At 71.5% G+C, this 18628-nt stretch carries 13 protein-coding genes, 1 tRNA gene and 2 pseudogenes; 10 read left to right on the forward strand and 6 right to left on the reverse strand.

Annotated elements, in window-relative coordinates; all coding sequences use genetic code 11:
* Nucleotides 1-95 precede the first annotated feature (95 nt).
* Entirely contained in the window at nt 96-488 is a 393-nt protein-coding gene (locus tag WMF28_RS15300; protein WP_437602974.1) for a response regulator, read from the forward strand.
* A gap of 135 nt (nt 489-623) precedes the next feature.
* On the opposite strand, the gene WMF28_RS15305 is transcribed toward WMF28_RS15300, so the two are convergent.
* Nucleotides 624-1427 (reverse strand): hypothetical protein, encoded by an 804-nt coding sequence (locus tag WMF28_RS15305; protein WP_437602975.1) that lies wholly within the window; start codon nt 1425-1427, stop codon nt 624-626.
* Nucleotides 1428-1846: 419 nt separating this feature from the next.
* Here WMF28_RS15305 and WMF28_RS15310 point away from each other — a divergent pair, with 419 nt between their 5' ends.
* Nucleotides 1847-2284 (forward strand): acyltransferase, encoded by a 438-nt coding sequence (locus WMF28_RS15310; protein WP_437602976.1) that lies wholly within the window; start codon nt 1847-1849, stop codon nt 2282-2284.
* An 83-nt stretch (nt 2285-2367) separates the two neighbouring features.
* Here the strand turns inward: WMF28_RS15310 and WMF28_RS15315 are convergent, their stop codons facing one another.
* Nucleotides 2368-3786, reverse strand: coding sequence for a L,D-transpeptidase (locus WMF28_RS15315; RefSeq protein ID WP_437602977.1), 1419 nt, complete (start codon nt 3784-3786; stop codon nt 2368-2370).
* A 4-nt stretch (nt 3787-3790) separates the two neighbouring features.
* Here WMF28_RS15315 and WMF28_RS15320 point away from each other — a divergent pair, with 4 nt between their 5' ends.
* On the forward strand, nt 3791-3961 hold the full coding sequence (locus tag WMF28_RS15320; protein WP_437602978.1) for a hypothetical protein: 171 nt from the start codon (nt 3791-3793) through the stop codon (nt 3959-3961).
* 575 nt (nt 3962-4536) lie between these two features.
* Here WMF28_RS15320 and WMF28_RS15325 read toward each other — a convergent pair.
* Complete coding sequence (locus WMF28_RS15325) at nt 4537-5292, reverse strand: S1 RNA-binding domain-containing protein (protein ID WP_437602979.1); 756 nt, start codon at nt 5290-5292, stop codon at nt 4537-4539.
* A gap of 357 nt (nt 5293-5649) precedes the next feature.
* Between WMF28_RS15325 and WMF28_RS15330 the strand changes: the two genes are divergently transcribed.
* Nucleotides 5650-5722, forward strand: a tRNA-Lys gene (locus WMF28_RS15330).
* Between the two features lie 121 nt (nt 5723-5843).
* Here the strand turns inward: WMF28_RS15330 and WMF28_RS15335 are convergent.
* A pseudogene (locus WMF28_RS15335) lies at nt 5844-6158 on the reverse strand (tyrosine-type recombinase/integrase); the annotation flags it as partial.
* 296 nt (nt 6159-6454) lie between these two features.
* On the opposite strand from WMF28_RS15335, the pseudogene WMF28_RS15340 reads away from it, so the two are divergent.
* The 3 genes and pseudogenes from WMF28_RS15340 to WMF28_RS15350 all read left to right on the forward strand — a co-directional run.
* Nucleotides 6455-6664, forward strand: a pseudogene (locus tag WMF28_RS15340) (DUF6531 domain-containing protein); the annotation flags it as partial.
* A gap of 508 nt (nt 6665-7172) precedes the next feature.
* Nucleotides 7173-9935, forward strand: a complete 2763-nt coding sequence (locus WMF28_RS15345) for a hypothetical protein (protein WP_437604400.1) — start codon at nt 7173-7175, stop codon at nt 9933-9935.
* Between the two features lie 637 nt (nt 9936-10572).
* Nucleotides 10573-10974 carry a DUF6968 family protein gene (locus WMF28_RS15350; protein WP_437602980.1) on the forward strand — a complete coding sequence of 134 codons (402 nt, stop codon included), beginning with the start codon at nt 10573-10575 and terminating at the stop codon, nt 10972-10974.
* 162 nt (nt 10975-11136) lie between these two features.
* Here WMF28_RS15350 and WMF28_RS15355 read toward each other — a convergent pair whose 3' ends face one another.
* On the reverse strand, nt 11137-12270 hold the full coding sequence (locus WMF28_RS15355) for a hypothetical protein (RefSeq protein WP_437602981.1): 1134 nt from the start codon (nt 12268-12270) through the stop codon (nt 11137-11139).
* A 614-nt stretch (nt 12271-12884) separates the two neighbouring features.
* Nucleotides 12885-14261, reverse strand: a complete 1377-nt coding sequence (locus tag WMF28_RS15360; protein WP_437602982.1) for a YecA family protein — start codon at nt 14259-14261, stop codon at nt 12885-12887.
* A gap of 374 nt (nt 14262-14635) precedes the next feature.
* Here WMF28_RS15360 and WMF28_RS15365 point away from each other — a divergent pair, with 374 nt between their 5' ends.
* The 3 genes from WMF28_RS15365 to WMF28_RS15375 all read left to right on the forward strand — a co-directional run bounded on the left by WMF28_RS15365 (nt 14636) and on the right by WMF28_RS15375 (nt 18509).
* Nucleotides 14636-15751, forward strand: coding sequence for a hypothetical protein (locus WMF28_RS15365; protein WP_437602983.1), 1116 nt, complete (start codon nt 14636-14638; stop codon nt 15749-15751).
* Nucleotides 15752-15753: 2 nt separating this feature from the next.
* Nucleotides 15754-16722: a hypothetical protein gene (locus WMF28_RS15370; protein ID WP_437602984.1), complete on the forward strand. Its 969-nt coding sequence runs from the start codon at nt 15754-15756 to the stop codon at nt 16720-16722.
* A gap of 863 nt (nt 16723-17585) precedes the next feature.
* Nucleotides 17586-18509 carry a PGN_0703 family putative restriction endonuclease gene (locus tag WMF28_RS15375; RefSeq protein ID WP_437602985.1) on the forward strand — a complete coding sequence of 308 codons (924 nt, stop codon included), beginning with the start codon at nt 17586-17588 and terminating at the stop codon, nt 18507-18509.
* Nucleotides 18510-18628: the final 119 nt, after the last annotated feature.

Here is an 18628-nt window from a genome sequence, read left to right on the forward strand (position 1 = left end):
GGGGGGGACGCGTGGCAGACGGAACCTGTGGAACCGGGATGGAGGGGCAGGCGAGCATCGCGCCTCGAGCCAAGCTGCAAACCGAAAGGAGCCGCGTGAAACGGCGCAAGCAGATCCTGATCGTGGACGACGATCAGGAGATCCGGGAGATGCTCGAGATCACGCTGGTGGAGGAGGGCTACGACGTCCTCTCGGCCAGCGACGGAGAGGCTGCGCTGGCGCTGCTCGAGCGCAACAGGCCGAACCTCATCCTGCTCGACATGCGCATGCCGGTGATGGACGGCTGGGGGTTCGCGCGGGCGTACGCGTCGTGTCCCGGTCCGCGCGCGCCGATCCTGGTCATGACGGCGGCGGTGGACGCCGGCAGCTGGGCCCGCGAGGTCGGCGCGTGCGCGTCGGTCGCGAAGCCGTTCGATCTGAACCGCCTGCTCGACTCGATCGCGGTGCACGCCGGCTCGGCGCCCGGCCCGAGCTCCGCCTCCGCCTGAGCGGGGTCAGGCCGGGCGCGATCCGGGCCCGAGGTGCTCGGCGGTGGAGGGGCCGCTCGGCGGCGTGGAGGGGCCGCCGCCGAGCGACGCGGATCCGTCGCTCGGCGGCGCATGGGTCGCTTCTGCCGCGGTGGATCAGCCGCCGGTCGCGCGGCGCATGGCGCACATCAGGTCACCGCGGCACGGGTCGGCGGGAGCGCGGCGGTCGGTCGTGCCCGGCGCCGCGGGGTCGGCCTTGCCGTGCGGCGGAGCGGCTGCCCCGGTGGCCCGCGCGCGGCCCGCGGGCGCGCGCGGCGAGGTCGTGGTGCCGGGCTCGTCGGCAGGGACGGCGCCGTCGACGCGAGGCGCGGTGGGCGCGCGCTCCGCAGGCGCGGCAGCGGTCGCATCGACGGTGATCGCATCGACGCGCGGGAGCCGCGCCTCGATCGAGCGCGCCGCGGCCGCGAGCCCAGCCGTCGCGGGAGGCCCGGGGGCAGCGTCCGGGGCCGAGACGCCCGCGGTGAGGGCCGCAACCGCGGCGGCGGCCGCGAGCAGGGCGGCGGCCGAGCGGCCGCGCCACGCGCGCCCCGGCGCGTCGAGCGACGGCGCCGCGGGCGTGCGGGCGGACGCGGGGCCGCGCGCGGATGCAGGGCCGCGCGCGGATGCAGGGCCGCGGATGGACGCAGGCGGCTCGCCGAACGGGAAGATCGGCAAGAGGTCGAGGACCTGGGGGGGAGCGCCTTCCGCGTCGGCGCCCAGCGCGGTGAGGTCGATCTGCCCCGAGGGCACGTCGCGATCTTCGCCCGCGGCCCGCTCCACGGACGCGGGCGAGGGCGCCGCGGCAGCGGTCTCGCCGGCCGCCGGCGCGTCGATCGCGAACGTGACCGAGGTGTCATCTGCGGGGCCGGTGACAGCCGATCGGTGTTCGTTCCTCCACTCCTTGTGCTGCGTGCTCTTCATGGTTGCTTCTGCTTCAGCCGTATCGGTCGAACGCTGGAGTCGTGACGCTCCCCCGGCCGGTCGGCGTGTCCTTTCGTGGTTTGGACATGCGCGCGAGCGCGCGCTTGGGCCAGGGGCGCGCGCGCCGGATCGCCTTGCACGACGGCCAGCGCACATCGCCGCCCTCCATTCCGCCCCGCGCGCGCGGCGACGGACGCGCCTGCAGGCGCGGTCGGGGCGCACCTGAGGCGTGCCCGTCGGCGGCGTTCGCGATCTTGCGAGGGGGCTTGCGACGCCCATACTTCGACCGCTCGGAGCGCCGAGGGCGTGCGGTCGGCGGGGCTCATGACCGCGTGCGCTCGGGGAAGTTGGTTACGATCGGGGCGTCCCTCGTCGAACAGAAGTTCCCACGCAAACGCGAATCGGATACTTGAGGCGAGATGAAACCTACACGGCTCTTCACGGTTCTGGGGGCGCTGACGTTCCCCCTCGCGGTGGCTCTGGTCAGCAACGGGTGCAAGAAGGAGGAAGAGGAGCTGCCGCCGGTGCCGGCGCCGACCGTCGAGACGCCGGCCCCGACGCCGACGCCCACGACGCAGATCGTGCCTGAAGAGGACGCCGGGGCGGACGCGGCGGACGTCGACGCGGCGGACGCGGACGCCGGAAAGAAGGTGGTCACCGGCGACTCCAGCGGGATCCGCAAGTGCTGCGCGGCGCTGCGCCAGAACGCGAAGTCGGCGCCGCCCGAGCAGCAGGGCGGCTACCTCGCGGCGGCCTCGGCGTGCGACGGCCTCGCGAACTCGCCGCAGGGCCGGCAGGCGCTCTCGACGCTGCGCGGCCTCCTGCTCGGCGCGCAGATGCCGGCGTCCTGCCAGTAACAGGGACGGGAGAGCCAGCAGCGCACCGGCGGTGAGCTGGCTTCGCGCGCGAGGCATCGGCCGCCTCGCGCAGCGACGCCAGCTCAGCCGTGCACGTACACGAGCGTGCCGCCGCCCTCGATGTTGAGGGCTCCGTGCCACTCGGGCGGGACGGCGGGCTCGGTCCACTCGAAGAGCCAGGCCGCGTCGGCAGGGGCCAGGTTGATGCAGCCGTGGCTGCGCGCCTTGCCGAACTCGTCGTGCCAGTAGGCGCCGTGCAGCGCGTACCCGCCGTGGAAGTACTGGGTGTACGGCACGTCGCGCAGATCGAACGCCTCGGTCGCCTCGTCGTCGCCATCCATCGTGGTCGAGACGTGCTTCGCGTGGATGTAGAACGAGCCGCGGACGGTGGCGTCGGTCTCCCCGGGATCCGCCATGCCGCTGCGACCACTGGAGATGAGCGACGCGAACACGGGGCGCGTGCCCTCGTAGGCGACGAGCATCTGGCGGCGGATCGAGATGTCGATCCACTTCTTGCCGTCGCGCGCGAACCCCTGAGGGTCCTTGCGCAGCTCGGCGATGACGAGGTGGCTCCCGGCAAGCCATGAGCCCTCCGTGGTCTCGACGAGCCCCTTGGCGCCGCCGCGCGTGCGGCCGGTGAGCACCCAGCCCGACCGGAACGGCGCAGCGCCCGCGCCGACGAGCGCGCGGCCCGAGGCGGACAGGCGCTGCCGCGTCGCCCCGTGGACGCGGACGAAGGCCGGGGCGCCCTTCAGGCTGGGATCGACGCGAGGGTCGGTGCCAGGCGGCGCGGGCGGCAGCTCGTCGGCAGGGGGCTCGGCGATGGAGAAGCTCGCGGCGTCCGGGGCGGCGCTCGCGGGGGCGTCGGCGCCGCCGACGTCGAGATCCTTGATGATCACGCCGCGCAGCTCGCTGAGGCGCGCGGGACGCGTGCGATCGAGCGGGATGAGGTCGAGCTCGGTCGTGAGGCCGAAGCGGCGGTTTGTCCACTCGAAGGTCGTGATCAGGCCGAACGCGGAGCTCTCCTTGGCGCGGCCCGTGTGCACGGAGTAGTGGAGCTTCTCCTCGGCGCCGTACGGCTTGGGGAGATCCCGGCCGGCGAGCAGGAAGGCCGGCACGGGGTCGAGCGGCAACGACGACGGCGCAACAGCCGCGCGAGCGAGGTGGACGCCGAGCGTGGAGCCCTCGACGCGGCGCTGATCCTCGGCGGTCGGGAGCCGGAAGTAGAGGTGCGGCGGGCGCGAGCGCGACATGACGTAGTGGTAAGGCACGGGCGCTCCACGGCGCGGGCCGCGCACGGCAGCGGCGACCACTTGGTGCTCGAGCGCGAGCGAGGCGCCCTTGCCAACGCAGACGTAACCGCGCGGCGCGATCCGGTACCAGCCGCCGGCACAGCCGTCGGTGCCCGCCGGGAGCTCGGCCCGGTCGACCACCGCACCAGCGCGCAGGTAGCCGAGCCTCGTCGCGCGTTCGTCGGGGGCGACGTAGATCCAGGTGCGCATCGCGATGCTGGCGATCTTCGCGCCCTGGCCCGGAAGGGTGGCCTCCTTCGCGGACGAGGAGGAGGCGGCAGACGACGTGAGGGACGCAGGGAACGCGGCGCCGGGCGAGGGGGAGCCAGGAGAGGGGGAGCCAGGAGAGGGCGCCTGGCCCGCGAGCGCGGACGACAGCGGGTGAGGCGAGGGCGAGAGAGAGGCAGCGGAGGGCGCTGCCGGGTCGAGCGAGGGGAGACCCGGGTTGGCGGAAGCGGCAGAGAAGGCGAGCGGAGCGGGCGCTTCCGGGGAGCCGGCGAGGGGATCGTCGGTCGCCCTGCCGGGAGGATCCTGGGCCGGAGCGCAGGCTGCGGTCAGCAAGGCGAGGATGGGGGCGGAGGCGACGGAGGCGAGCGAGAAAGGGAGCGAGCCGGCGCCGGCAAGGGAGCCGGTGAGCGCCGTGGGGCGGGAGCGGGAGCCAGAGCGGGAGCGCGAGGCGCGCGGGGAGCGCTGCGATGGGGGCAGCGACGCGGGGGCGGAGGCTCGAGCGAAGGGAAGCATCGGCGCGAAGGCGAAGGCAGAGAGAGCAGGGCCGCGGGGGCGAGCGCGAGCGCGAGACCGGCGGGCGAGAGAAGCTGAAACCGGGGCCGTAAGGGGCTCAGCGGGCGAGGTGTACGCTCAACCGAGGGGGAGATGCAATCTCCTGCCGGCGGGATGGGGGGCCGAGCGAGACGTCAGCGAGAGGGAGAGGGGAGGGAGATTGGAGAGGGAGAAGGCGCGCTAGCGCTTGACCTTCTTCGCGAGCAGGTCGCCCAGCGTGCCGAAGTTGCGAGGGGCAGGCTTGGCGCCCTTGTCGCCGGCACCGCCGGGGCGGTCGCTCTTGGCGTACGATTCGAACTGGCCGCGCTCCTCGTCGACGCGGAGGGCGGAGATCGACAGACGGATCTTGCCGGACTCGTCCACGTTGAGGATCTTCGCCTCGATCTCCTGCCCCACGGTGAAGTGCTTCTTCAGGTCGGCCGCGCGAGGCGTCGCCGTCTCGACCGTCGGGACGAGCCCACGACCCGAGCGACCCGACGTGCCGGCGATCTGGACGAAAATGCCGTACCGCTCGATGCCCGTCACCTTGCCCTTGACCCGCGCCCCCTCGACGAGCAACGGCGCGCCGCCCGCAGCAGGCGCGGAGACCGCGAGCGACGTCGAACCGTCGCCGTCGTCGCTCGCGCGCACGACGACCGGCGAGAGGCGCACCTGGCCGGTGCCCGAGTCGACGCCGGAGACCACCGCCGAAACGCGCGAGCCGACCGCCACCCGGAGCTTGCCGTCGCCGTCGCTGAGGGCCGGGCGCTCGAACATGCCCTCCTGCTTGCCACCGAGATCCGCGAAGACCGCCTCGCGCGCGATCGCGACCACCGTCACCTCGACGGTCTCACCCGTGTGGTACTGACGGCGACGCTGCTTGCCAGCTCCTTCCGACTGCTCGAAGAGCGAAGCGAACGATTCGTTGGAGGCGGCGGAAGGGCGTGACGGCGACATGGCGCGACCTCATAGCGCGAGGCGAGGGCGTGAGGAAGGCGGCGGTGAGGCGGAAGCGAGGGACGGGGTGGAAAGCGGGGAGGTGAGGCGAGCGGGGGGAAAGGGAGGGGAGGTGGGAAGGGGAGGATGGGCGGGGGAGAGGGACGGGGGCAGAGGCGGGCGCGGGACGCGGAGGGATGCGGCTGGGCGCGCGGGGGAGGCGAGGTCGCGAGGGGAGTAGGAGGCGGATGAGCCGAGCCGGAGCCGCCGGCGGCGGGCTGGCCGGAGCGACGGGCCGGGTGGATGGGCGACGACGCGGCTGGAAAGGAAAGGTGGAACCTGCCAGGGGCTTCTGCTAGCTTCGCCCGCCGCTGAATCGGGTCGATAGCTCAGTCGGTAGAGCTGCGGACTTTTAATCCGTAGGTCCAGGGTTCGAGTCCCTGTCGACCCACTGAATGATTCCGAGGGGTTAGACGCGAAACCTCAGGTGGAATCGAGGCGGAGGTGGGCAGCAGCGGCGCCCACCCGGGCGTCTGGCGGACGGCGCCCTTGATGGCCGTCTCGCTCAGGTGCGCGTAGCGGTGCGTCGAGGCGATCGACGTATGGCCGAGGTGCTCGCGGACCTCCTCGAGCGTCCAGCGACGGCCCCACCAGTCGGCGACGAGCGAGCTGGCGCAGGTGTGGCGGAGGTCGTGCCAGCGGACCGGGCGGGTGATGCCGGTCGCGGCGATGTAGCGGTCGAAGCGGTCGGCCTTCTTCTGCTTCCGGCGGCCGGTCGGGAGGGGGACCATCTCGCTGCCGATGAGCGGGGTCTTGCCCTTGGAGACGCGGCCGCCCCGGGCGCCGGGGAAGACCAAGGCCTCGGGGTTGTGCCTGGTGGTGTACATTCGCCGGGATCGCACGGCGAAGGCCGCACGAGATCCGGGAGAAGACCATGGCCCGCACTGCGCCTGTACCGAACATTCCCGCCATCCCTGGAATGAACCCGGGCGTCTTCATCATGGGAGGGGGTGGGGCCGGAGGCGGGGGCGGCGGCGCTGGCGGTAACGGCTCTGGAGGTAAGCAGGGCGGCAATGGAGCCAACGGCGGCAAGGAAGCCAGCGGCGGCGGGAAGTCCGCGTGTGGCAGCGCAGGCGGCGACGGCGCCGGCTGCCCGAACCACCATGGCGGCAAGAAATCTGGAATGGCTGCGAAGGGCGACCCGGTCGATGTGGTGACGGGCCGGGTGTTCACGATTCCCGCCGTCGACCTCGAGCTTCCGGGACCGCTGCCGCTCTCGATCGTGCGGGCGTACACCACCGCGGCGCACGAGCGCGACGTCGGGCTGGGGTTCGGGTGGAGCCACTCGCTGGCGTGGGAGATCGAGGTGCGCCGGCGCATCATCCGCGTCTGGACCGACGATGGGCCGGTCGATCTCGAGGCGATGCCCGTGGGCGCCGGCGCGGCGGGCCCTCACGGCTGGGTCCTCGCGCGGGAGGAGCGCGGCTTTGTCCTCGATACCGGCGATGACCGCTGGTACGTGTTCGCCGAAGCGGCGGGGAAGCGGTACCGGCTCACCGCGATCAAGGACCGATACAACAACGAAATCAGGCTCTCGTACCGCGAGGGCGTGCTCGCCGAGATCACCGACAGCGTCGGCCGGACCGTCCGAGTCCGGCGGGCGCCCGACGGGCGCATCGGCGCCTTCGAGATCAAGAACGCGCAGGAGCGTGGTGTCTGGGTGGCTTTCGCGCGGTACACGTACGACGAAGCCGGGGATCTCACGTCCGCGACCGACGCTGACGGATACACGACGCGCTACACCTACCAGGAACACCTCCTCACCTCACATACGAGCCCCATCGGGCTCACGTCACGTCGTTCAGGACCGCTCCCTCGAGCACGCCGCCCTTCGCCGAGCCATGATCCCTCCTTCGCGAGCACCGGATGCGCCGGCCATGGGCCCGGCGGCGGCGGAGCGCGGCGTCCTCGCCTTCTGGCGCGAGGTCGAGCGCTGCCGCAGCACCCCGCTCGGCGGGAAGGCGCGCACCGGCGCCGTGGCGGGCCTCGAAGGGTGGCTGGAGCATGGTGGTGCGCGCGTGGCGCTGCTCGGGCCGAGCGGGCGCGGAAAGTCAGCGCTGCTGGGCACCTGGGCCCTGGAGCTGGCCCGCGCGGGCCGGCACGAGGTCGCGTTCGTCCCCGTGAGCCGCCGGTTCGGTACGGCGCTGGAGCCTACGGCGCTGAACCTCCTTTACGCGCGCGTGGCTCCGTTCCTCAGGTCGCCGCGGCGCACCGGCGAACGGCCGCACGGGGTCGAGGAGACGCGGCGCGACCTTGCGAGCATGCTTGAGGAGGGCCGCCCGCCCGGAAGCAGGCCGCTCGTCTTGATCCTCGACGGGTTCGACGAGGCCGTCACCTGGACCCCCGATGCAGCGCAGCGCTTCCTGCGAGAGCTCGGCCCCGGCGTGCGCGCCGTGCTGTCGGCGCGCTCGCTTGAGGCGCAGGGAGGCATTCGGGAGGAGACGGAGGTGGTCGCGTTGCCACCGATCGCGGCCGACGAGGTCGTGGAGGCCATCGGGCGAAGGCGCGGCGATCTGCCGGCCAGCGTGAAGGATGATGTTGCACGGGTGAGCGGCGGCGAGCCGCTGCTCGTGGAGGCGCTCATCGAGGCCCTCTCGCGGGATCTCGCGGCTGTGGGAACGGCGCTCGCGGGCGCTCCCGTCGGAGCTTCGGGGGTCCTCGAGCTCTGCGCCGGCGGCTCGATCCTCTCCGCGCTGCCATGGCTTGCAGGCGCGCTCGGGCCGATCGAGGGGGAGGAGCTCTTCGCGATCTCGACGGTGAGCGCCGGAGCCTGGAACGAGCTGATCGGACCGCTCGTCGCCGCCGGAGAGACCGGCCTCGCGCTTCGTCACCCGGCCTGGGCGGAGGCCGCCCTAGCGCGGATCGCGCCGCACCAGCGCGCGGCGATCGATCACCGGTTCGCCGACCACGGGAAGCGCGCATTCGCCTCGGGCACGGTCTCCGAGTACGTATGCCGGAACTGGCGCGCTCACCTGGAGCGGGTCGACGCGAGCCTCGCAGAGCGGCTCGAGCTGGTCTCGAGTGCGTGGCTCGATGTGTGGAGGACGCGCCCGGATGGGTCGTCCGGGTTCATCGCCGACGTGGACGCGACGGCAGCCTGCGCGGCGAGCCTTCTGATCGATGCCGCCGCCGGGGGCGATGTCGTGGCGGCGCTGGCCGCGCGGGTCCGCTGCCTGCTCGTCACGAGCTCCGTGCGGACGATCCTTGGCTTCGAGGAAGCGCGGCGCGCGCTCGCCGCGCAGAACGAGGAGGAGGAAGGGGAAGGGGCCGAGGGCGGCGAGGGCTCCGCCGGACCGCGCATCGAGATGCCGCGCGTCGGCGAGGACGTCTTCGACGCCGTCCGGCCGATCGCCGATGCCGGGGAGCGCGCCGGCGCCCTGATCCGGCTGGCGCGCGAGCTGCCCGACGCCGAGCGCGCCGTTGTGTTCGGCTGGGCGATCGAGGCCGCCAGCGAGGAGCACGCCGGCGGGGCCGCGCTCGCCGCCGCGGTGTGCGAGCTCGACGGGCAGACGCGCGTGACGGCTGCGCGCGCGGCGGCGGCGCGGCTCGGTCGCGAGCGGACCGAGGAGAGCCGGATCGCGCGCGTGTCCCTGGCGGCGCTGCTGCCCGACTCCGAGGCGCTCGACCTCGGTCGCGCCGCGTTCGCCGAGGTCCCGGCCGACGCGAGGAGCGACGAGCTGCGGCGGCTCTCGGAGGCCGCCGCGCGATTGTCTCCCTCGGTGGTGCGCGGGCTCTGGGCATGGTCCGAGGCGCTGCCCCCCTCGGAGCGGCACCTGGTGCTCGCGCGCCTTGCTGCGGGTCTGCCCGCGGCGGAGCGGGAAGCGGGCGCGTCGGAGGCGCTGGGGCTCGCGCTGTCGCTGCTGGCGGACGACGCGCTGCCGGCGGACGCGTGCTGGAGCATCTGCGTGCTTGCGCCGCACGCACCTGCCGGCGCCGCGCCCGCGCTGGTCCAGGCGTGCGCGGCTGCGGCCGGCTTCCGGCGCCCGGTGGTGACGGCCGTCGCCGCGCGCCTCTGCGATCTGGGCCGCGTGGATGATGCGCTCGCGCTCGTGGCGACGCTGCCCGACGCATCGGACCGGATCGAGGTACGGTCCGCGCTGCTCGCGCATCTCCCCGCCGCGATCCGCGAGGCCGCCTGGGCCCAGCTGTCGAGCGAGCTGCGAGCGAGCGACGGCGCGCGCACGCTTCTCGAGCGGAACGCCGCTGCGTGGACCCGGGCTCTCGGGGCGGATGCGGTCCTCGACCTGTCACGCGAGCTCGGCGCCACGTGGCCAGCCCTGGTCGCGATCGCCGGGGCCTCGCCAGACCATGCGCCGGCGATCACGCGCGATCTGCTCGCGCGCGCCCTCGAGCTGCCGAGCGACGAGGACGAGGCGCTCTTTGCGCTGGTCCCGCTGGCCGCCTCGATGACCGATCCGCACGCGCGTCGCCTCTGCCAGCGCCTCCTGAACGACCTCGACTGGAAGCGGCGGCCTGATCTCCTCGACGACTGGACGAAGGACGACCTCGGGCACCTGGCGCCCTTGTTCGCCCGCGTCGCTGGATCGCAGGGCGTCGCCGAGGTGGCCCGGGAGATCGCCGACGTCGCGCGGTGGATGCCCTGAGCGTCCGCGGAGAGATCTCTCGCACCGAGCCCTTCCCCTGGCCCTGAGTCTCAATACTGCCGAACCGCACCGCCTCCTCGACCTAGTCCTCGATCAAGCGCTTGATTGAGGTCTATAATGACCCACCCTGACCGGCGCTGACCAGAGGGTGCCTCGTTGACCCGAGCGTGACCCGAAGTGGGATCGTGATTGACCGGGTTGGCCCAACCTGCCCGGAGGGGCGGGAGGTCGGACCAGGCAGGCTCGTCCTTGACGTGGCCAGGGGCCGGGCTCCACGTGCTCCTCGGGGGGGCACATGAGACCGCTGCTGCGTGTGCTGGGTCTTCTCGGAGCCACAGGTCTGGCGATGACGATGGGATGTGGAGCATCGCCAGAGGTGGACGAACCTGAAGCGGCCAGCGGCGAGGTCGAACTGCCTGACTCCCTGGACGAGTGCAACCGGGCATGTCGGAACGGACAGCAGGCGATGGAGCAGTTTTGCGCCCAGCTACCACCGGATCCTCGCTTGAGGGCCGGTTGTTGGGCGGCGGCGAAGGGTAGCTTGGTCGCGTGCCTCGGCTGGTGCTACTGGCACTACGGTACGTGAAGAGAACGTCCGCTTGACACCCTGCGGGAAGGGGCCGCAAGGTGCGTCCTGATGCAGGACGACACCCCGCTCGAACCCATCGCAGAACGCCGCCTCTCGGTCGTAGGCGAGCCCGGCCGGGTGGTGACCGTCACCATCGGCAAGCCCATGCGGAAGCCGTCCGGCGACTGGGCGTGCCCGGTCGATATTCAGGGACTTCAGGAAGCGGTGCGAGATTCCGCCTACGGTGTGGACGCCGTGCAAGCTCTACAGCTCGCCTTCGAGACGGCTCGTCAGTCCCTCAAGAACTCTGGGCTTCCGGTCACCTGGTGCGACGGAGAGCCCGGAGAGATGGGATTCCCCGTCGCCGTGCCGTACATCTTTGGCCGCGCTTTCGAGGACAGGATGGAGCGTCTGATCGAGGATGAGATCGAGAAGGCCGTGGAGGCGAAGAAGAAGGGGGCGCCCGGCTGACCCCCCTCCCGAGGGCACCATGCTCCGAGAGGGGGCGTGGCTGGGCGGGGACGCCGCTCGCGGCGGAGATAAGGCGGGCGCTGCTGCAGTAGCAGCGGGCTTCCCAGGTTCGTCGCTGGATCGCGGGAGGAGGGCCCGGGGGCCCCGGGCTCTCTTCATCCCCTATTCGTCAGGCGCCGCTGCCCGATCGCCTCCCTCGGGAGAGGCGGCAATCCACGGATTGTCGAGATCCAGCCGCGGGAAGTTTCCACTCTGGAACTCGGCGATCCGCTCCTCGCCGAAGGCCTCCAGGCTCTCCTGGAGCTCGCGGTAGGTCACGCATCGCACCTCGAGCCTTCCGCAGATCTCGCTGGCGAAGCGCTTGAGGGCGTTCCAGTAGGCGCCCTGGTTCCAGAGCGAGAAATGGTGGCCGATGTGAAGAGGCGCCCGGTTGCCGCTGTAATTGCCGTGGAAGTAGTCGAGGTACGTCTCGTAGGTCTGATCCTCGAACTGCTTGCACTTGACGGGATCGCTCACCGGCCGCGCGCTGGACTGGGCGTAGTAGAAGTTGTAATCCATCGAGAGGGTCTTCTTGCCGGTGCCCGCGATCCTCAGCTCGGCCAGCGGGAAGTTCCACACGCCATCGAGCTTCTCTGGCCAGTAATCCGCCGGCGCCGTGCGGCTCGCATCGTACTTGAAGCCGAACTTCCTCAGAGCAGGCCAGAGACCGGGGGTCACCGCGAGGTAGGGAGCGCGGAGGCCGATCACGTCCGCCTTGATCCCGGGGCGCCAGGCATGTTCGCCGGCCTCGGCGGCCGTGAAGCCGTTGTTCCTGAAGACCTCATCGAAGGTGAGCAGGTTGAACTGCCTGAGCTCACTCTCCCAGTCCTCCTCTGTCCAGCCCTCCGCCTTGGCCTGGAAATGCCCGTTCGCGTGCGAGGCGATCTCGTTCCCTTCCGCGTCGGCCTGATTGACGTAATCGATGCGCTCGAGGATGTCGGCCCTGCTGCGGCTGAAGCCGATGTCCGATTGGCCGGGGCGGTGCCTGGGCCCGTGATAGATCGTCTTGTTCTCGGGCGCGAGGAAATAGACCCCGCTGATGAAGTAGGTGAAGCCGAAGCTCGGCGCCTGTCTCGCCCTGAGCTCGCGCGCGAAGCGGAGGGTGTCTTCCCAGCGGTCCAGCGCGAGCGACCCATCGAAGGAGAACACGACGAACTGCGGGGGGCGGCGCTCCGCCGCAAAGGCGGCAGCGGGGAGGGCGATGGCGATGGCGATGGCAATCGCCAGGGCGCGGCCCTTGGAAAACAGCGGATTCATGGCGAGGTCCTCCTCCTCGGCGCCGCGGCCGGCGGTTGACGCATTCGTGCCCTCGACGGGGGCGACCGGCGCCAACCTTGTACATTCATTGGTGCTCCCGCCAGAAGCCGTCAATCACGCGGCGTGCCGCAGGGGGCTCGTGGCCGGGAGGTATCCCGCCGCTATGGCGCGCGTCATGGGCTCCGCCAATGCAGCGTTATCCGCTTCCGCCCCGCCCCCCCGTCTCCGCCCCCGCGCTCTCGCCCTCAGCGCCGCCATCGCCAGCTCTCGCCCCCCGCCTGCACCCGCACCACCCCCTCCTCCCGTCTGCCCACCTTCCTGCCCACTTTGCCCCTTCCTGGCGCCCTCGACGAGCCGGTCGAGCTCGTCGAACTCGAATCCCGCTCGGCTTCTGCCGGTTCGCCTCCGCGTAGCCCTCGATGAACCGCGGGGCGAACTCGCTGAGCGTGGGCACCTCCTTCGTCGTGGTCTCACAGCGCGGAGCTCTTCGAAGCGCCGGACATCGCGGCGCTCGTGGGGCGCCTCCGCTCGCTCACCGACGCGCTTGTCGCATCACCGGACGCGCCCCTCTCGAGCCTACTCCTGCCGTAGCTGCTTGGAGCCTCTCGCTGGACCTACTTCCCGCAGCACCTCTTCCACTTACGTCCACTTCCGCAGGGACAGGGAGCTTGCCGCCCGATCGGTGCCGTGCCCGCGCCCGGCCTGCGCCCCGCCTGAGCCGCCTTCAGCAGCGGGTCGAGCACCATCCACGTATTGGCCGGTGTCCAGGGCTGGTGGAGCGCCTCAGCGAGCGCGCCCGGCAGATAGAACTGCTCCGGCGTGCAACGAGCCGTGGCCGCGATGAGGTTCAGCGACACAAGCAGCTTCTTGCCGTCCGTGATCCCGTCGGCCCTGGACATCAACGGTAGCGTGCGGACGAGCTCTTCTCGGATCGGGTCATCCACTTTCGCCGCGTCCGGCTCAAAGTAGCTCTCGCCGACCCTGCGGAGCATCGCTTCGAGCTCCTCGGCAGGGGCTTCAAGGAACTGCGCCGTGATCTCGCAGCAGAGCTGCACCTCGCGGCCCATCACCTCCCGGAGACGCTTGGCCTGCGGCGTGAGGGCGGTGCTGGGGGCCGCGTGAAGCGCCTTCACGATCTCGGCGCGGGTGTTCTTCGCCCGGGTCCCGATCGCGAGGAGCGCGAACAACGTGTCGAGCAGCTCGAAGAAGCTCACGTCCTCCGCGAGCGCCCGCTTGTAGTCGGGCAGCATGAGCTTGCCGAGGCGCGCCGCCGCCCACGCGCCCTTGAGGATGAACGTGACGACGCCCGTCCCGGTGAGGGGATAGCTGAACGCGGCTCGCGCTCCCTTGTGCTGGTCGGTGAGCGACACGTACTGGTCTCGATCGGCCGTGATCGCGCCCAGGAGCGCCATGTGCCCTGCGGCGTGCAGGAGGTTCCAGTACGCGTGGAGGACCTCCTCGTCCTGGGCCCGGCGGCTGCGACGCGTCCGGAGCATGGGCCCCTGCAGCGAGAGCTCCCGCCCCATGGCCAGGTAGAGGTCGAGGAACACCGGTCCGAGGAGCGGCTCCCAGGCCGCGACGGCGAGGAAGTCCTCCCGGCTCACCGAGTCGGACGCGACGAGGAGTCGCCGCAGCAGGCGCGCGTGCGCTCGCTCTCCGCCGAGCTGCTTCGCGAGGACCATCTTCTCCCGGAGCCGGGTCACCTTGCGAGCGATCGCGTCGAGCTCGCCGCGCTTCACGATGGGGAGATCCCCGGCCCGCATGCCCCGACCGAGGCACGTGACGAAGTGGCCGCTGCGCGTGACGACCAGGAACGGCCCCTGCACGGGATCGTCGAGCGAGATCGCCACCCGCTCCACGCGCTCCGGCAGCGTCGCGGCGTCGAGCACGGCGCGGAGCAGCTCCGGGTCGCGGTAGAGCTCGAGAGCGAGATCCACCTCGCTGCGCGGCAGGCGATCGAGGCGTGAGAGGAAGTGCTCCGCGTGTTGCACGCCGGCCTGGGTACCCGCGCGGACAGAGAGCGGCAAGCCCGCTATTTCATCCAGCATCGGTTTGATTTTGTGAGAAATTCAAACGCATCGGCGGAAAGCTAGACGATCTCGCCGGGCCATGATCTCGTCCGCGTCCGGAGGCCCATGGATGGAACGACGCGCTGCCGGTGGGAGTGTCGCGGCAGGAACAGTGGCCGATGAAGCGGTGGATACGTGGGAGAGCGCGGCTCCGCTTTCTCGGGCTGTGCCGGCACGGGCTGTGAATCTGTACCTGAACGGCGCGGGCGCCGGGCTGCTCGCCAAGGAGACGCCATGTCTCGCTGGCGTACCTGTGCCGGGGCCGCCCGCGTGTTAGCCAGGGAGCTCGCGGACAGATGAGCGAGTACCAGTGGTACGAGTTCGTCGCGCTCGATCGTCCCCTCACGCCGAAGCAGATGGCGGAGCTCAGGGCCATCTCGACGCGCGCCGACATCACGCCCACGCGCTTCTGGAACGAGTACCAGTGGGGCAACCTCAAGGCCGATCCGGCGAAGCTCCTCGAACGCTACTTCGACGCGCACCTTTACTTCGCCAACTGGGGTACGCGGCGGCTGATGCTCCGGCTGCCGGCGGCGCGCGTGGACAGGAAGCAGCTCCACCCGTACTTCCCCGGCGGCGCAGCACGCATGACGGAGGCCGGCGAGCGCGTCGTGCTCGAGCTGGTGAGCGAGACCGAGGAGCCCGAGGACGACTTCACGAGCGGCGCGTCGCTCTCCTCGCTGGTGCCGGTACGGAACGAGCTTCTGCGCGGAGATCTGCGCGCCGCGTACCTCGCGTGGCTCCTCGCGGTCGAGGCGGGCGATGTCGAGGACGACGAGACGGAGCCGCCACTGCCGCCGGGGCTTCGCGAGCTCTCCGCGCCGCTCCAGGCGATGGTCGGCTTCCTTCGCCTCGACGGCGATCTCCTGTCGGCCGCGGCGGAGCCGAGCGGCGCGGAGCCGGAGGATGCCGACGCCCTCCGCGCGTGGGTCGGCGCGCTCCCCGCGCGCACAAAGGATCAGTGGCTACGACGCGCGGTGGATGAGCCGGAGCTCGCGCTCGGCGCCGAGCTGCGTCGCGCGTTCCGTGCTCGGGTGAAGGCGAAAGCCACCAGGGCTCCGCGGACCGTCGCGGAGCTGCGCGCGGCGGCCGAGGAGCGCCGCGCGAAGAGAGAGCGCGCCGAGGCGCTCCGCGCCGAGCGGTCGCGCAAGGCCGCAGAGGCCGCCCGGACGAAGCAGCTCGACGCGCTCGCGAGGCGGCTCGACGCAGCGTGGAGCGAGCTGGAGGCGCTGGTCGCGAAGAGCGCCCACGACGAGGCGCTGAAGCTGGCCATCGACCTTCGCGACCTTGCCGCGCGCGATGGCACGAGCGCTGGGTTCGCGGAGAGGTTCGAGGCGATGCGGAAGCGACAGTCGCGGCGCCGGGGCTTCTTCGACCGCTGGAAGCGGGAGAACGCGCCGAGGCGATGGTGAAGATGGTGAAGAAAGACGAGGGCCGAGCCAGGCGCCTGCCGCCGCAGCCAGCGGAGCGTCCGCTCGACGACGGCGTGCGCTACGGCCCGGAGACGTGGCGCGAGATCGATGGCGTCGCCTTCTGCCACTGGGATCGGTGGCTCCTGCGGCTGGCGCTGGCGGAGCCGCGCGGCCTCGCTGCGATCCAGCGTGAGCTCCGTGCGCGCACCGCGAATCCGCGCCTCGACCGCGACGTGGCCGAGGCGATGCTGGCGCAGGTGGTCGACCTTCGTGGCCGGCTCGCACGCCTCGCGCGGACCCCGGAGGAGATCCTCGATGCGGAAGAGCGAGCGAGCGAGTGGCTGCTGAAGAAAGCCTGGAAGCGAGTATGGCATGCCGGTCCGAACCGCCGCACGGACGCGATGCTCAACACGCCTCGCCGGCGGCTCTGGGCGCACGCGCTCCGGGGAAACTGGGCGCGCTTCCCGATGTCGCCCGCGCGCTTCGAGCCCGAGCTCCGGCGCGTCGTCGGTGACCACGCGTATTACGACTACCGCGCCACGGATCTTGTCGCGCGCCTCCTCGAGAGCCAGGTCGATCTCCTCGGAGCGATGGCAGCCTCGGATCTGGAGCGCCTGGCGCTACATCGGGCGGCGATGACGGTCATCATCGAGATGATGGACCGGGTCGACGACTCCCTCGCGGACATGAGCCAGGTGTTCGCGGCGAGCGAGCGCGCGTACCTCGCGCTCGCCCGCGACCATGCCGGGCTCGACGGGATCCTGCGCGACCTCCTCGAGCTCGCCGCGTGGGAGAACTACGGGCTTCTCCGCGGCGTCGGCGACTTCCTGGGGGCACTCAAGGAGGAGCACGCGAACCTCGCCGTCCGTGAGCTCTCAGGGATCATCGCGGAGCTGCGGCGAGAGCGCCTCGATGACCAGCTCGCCCTTGCGCTCGCGCTCCGCAAGGCGGTGCTGGCCCCCTGGGGATAGGATGGAACCGCGGCGCGCCGGCCTCGCCCAGAGGAAGTGACCTTCGGAGCGCGGCGATTCCCATCCTGAATCGCCGCCGTCCGCGCCATGACCGGCGAGACGCCCGGTGCGCTCGTTGCGCGGCCGCGCAACGCGGCCAGACCGGCGCGCTGAGAATGAGGATGAGGGGCCCAGGTGTGGCGGAAATTCGGCGGCGGGGTCGACGTCCACGTGTCGCTCGCGGGATCGTGGATCTCGGCGCTCTCGCCCGCATCGACGAGGCCGCGCGAACGCAGTGGATTGCGGTCCGGAGGGGGTTCCGAGGCCGCGCGAACGCAGTGGATTGCGGTCGGGAGGGGGTCCCGAGGCCGCGCGAACGCAGTGGATTGCGGTCCGGAGGGGTCCGGACCCCCCATCTGGCACAAAAACTGGCGCCTCCGAGGGGACGGTGGCGCAGATTTGCGCAATTTCGGACGCTGTCTGGCACAGAAATCCCCCCGGAAGACGGTTCGTGGCACGTTCCGGAGGGGTCCGGGACCCGGTGTGTCGCAATGCATTGCGTCTGTGCCGGTGCCGGACCCCCCTCGCTTGGCACAGGATCGAGCCGTTTGGCACACTCCAGGCCGGTGCGCCGCTGAAATTGACACAGAGCGCGGCGCCGATGACCCTGGCCCCATGGCGCGCACCGCTCCGGATCGTCTGGCAGCGGCACCGCCTCGGCCGGGAGCTCTATGTGACCGACCCGCTCGGTCGAATGACGATCACCGAGCGCGATCCGGACGGGCACGTCCGCTCTTCACCGGCTTGGCGGGGGCAACGCCGTGGTCGTTGCCGGCGAGCTTGTCAACCGCGGCGTCTCTGTGAGACCGATGGCCGTGCAGCGCATGCCCGACCTGCTTCGAGAGCTCCTCCTGCGGCACCACGCGTACGTGCCGAGCGACAACGACTTTCAGCGGCGGGCGCGGCTCCTGCAGGCTCTCTGGCGCGAGGAGCAGGGCCTTCCGATCGGCGAACATCGCGGGCAGCCCCTCGGCTCGCGGCTCACGATGCCGAGCGCGAAGGACACGCTCGCGAACTACCTCACCGGCACGATCCGTGACGTGGTCCGCGCGGAGGTGCTCGACCCGGCGCGAAGCCGCGGGAAGCTCTTCAGCCAGCCTCGGATCTGGAACGACCTGCTCTCGAGCCAGCCACTCTGCTTCAACCTCTTCGGCGAGCTACAGCGGGACCTCCCTCTCGCGTCGCGCGTCCTGGGCCGCCTCTCCGGCGGCCGCATCGCGACGGTGAGCGCGATGGGGTTCGAGCACTCGCCCGGGCGCGGGGACCCGAAGTACACCGGCGACCGCTCGGCGTTCGACGTCTTCGTCGAGTACCGGACGCCGAGCGGCGCGAAGGGTTTCCTCGGGATCGAGGTGAAGTACCACGAGGACCTGAGCGACCCTCCCGCTCCGCATCGGGCCCGGTACGACGAGATCGCCGCGTCGATGGGGACCTTCAAGCCGAGCCACATGGCGCTGCTTCGGACGAAGCCGGTCCAGCAAATCTGGCGGGACCATCTCCTGGCCGGGAGCCTCGTTCTCGATGGGGACCGCGGGATTGCCGAGGGGCTGTTCGCGATCGTCTACCCTGCGGGCAACGCGGCGTGCGCGCGAGCGATCGAGCTGTACCGGGCCTGCCTGGCCGACACGCGGACCTTCTCCGCCTGGACACTCGAAGCCGTCGCCGGGGCGCTCAGGTCCGAGGGCACGCCTGCGTGGCTCGCCGCCTTCGACGATCGGTACCTCGCGTTCGACAAGATCACGCCGTGACCTCCAAGAGCCTGCTCTGACGGGACGTCCTTGACCGGGGTCCGCGGTGGACAGAGCGTGCGGACGATGTTCGGGTGTAAACACCGATCTGCCCCGCTCGTGCAGGTTGATAGGACGCT

The organism is Sorangium sp. So ce590 (genome assembly GCF_051521365.1).
In the GTDB taxonomy this organism is placed as follows: Bacteria; Myxococcota_A; Polyangia; order Polyangiales; family Polyangiaceae; genus Sorangium.

Bases quoted from the DNA above. Each gene is read 5' to 3' on its own strand.
- WMF28_RS15350 (WP_437602980.1), top strand. From the start codon at position 10,573: ATGCAGGACGACACCCCGCTCGAACCCATCGCAGAACGCCGCCTCTCG.
- WMF28_RS15365 (WP_437602983.1), top strand. From the start codon at position 14,636: ATGAGCGAGTACCAGTGGTACGAGTTCGTCGCGCTCGATCGTCCCCTC.
- WMF28_RS15370 (WP_437602984.1), top strand. From the start codon at position 15,754: ATGGTGAAGAAAGACGAGGGCCGAGCCAGGCGCCTGCCGCCGCAGCCA.
- WMF28_RS15325 (WP_437602979.1), bottom strand. From the start codon at position 5,292: ATGTCGCCGTCACGCCCTTCCGCCGCCTCCAACGAATCGTTCGCTTCG.
- WMF28_RS15355 (WP_437602981.1), bottom strand. From the start codon at position 12,270: ATGAATCCGCTGTTTTCCAAGGGCCGCGCCCTGGCGATTGCCATCGCC.
- WMF28_RS15345 (WP_437604400.1), top strand. From the start codon at position 7,173: ATGATCCCTCCTTCGCGAGCACCGGATGCGCCGGCCATGGGCCCGGCG.
- WMF28_RS15310 (WP_437602976.1), top strand. From the start codon at position 1,847: ATGAAACCTACACGGCTCTTCACGGTTCTGGGGGCGCTGACGTTCCCC.
- WMF28_RS15305 (WP_437602975.1), bottom strand. From the start codon at position 1,427: ATGAAGAGCACGCAGCACAAGGAGTGGAGGAACGAACACCGATCGGCT.
- WMF28_RS15320 (WP_437602978.1), top strand. From the start codon at position 3,791: ATGCTGGCGATCTTCGCGCCCTGGCCCGGAAGGGTGGCCTCCTTCGCG.
- WMF28_RS15375 (WP_437602985.1), top strand. From the start codon at position 17,586: ATGCCCGACCTGCTTCGAGAGCTCCTCCTGCGGCACCACGCGTACGTG.
- WMF28_RS15315 (WP_437602977.1), bottom strand. From the start codon at position 3,786: ATGCGCACCTGGATCTACGTCGCCCCCGACGAACGCGCGACGAGGCTC.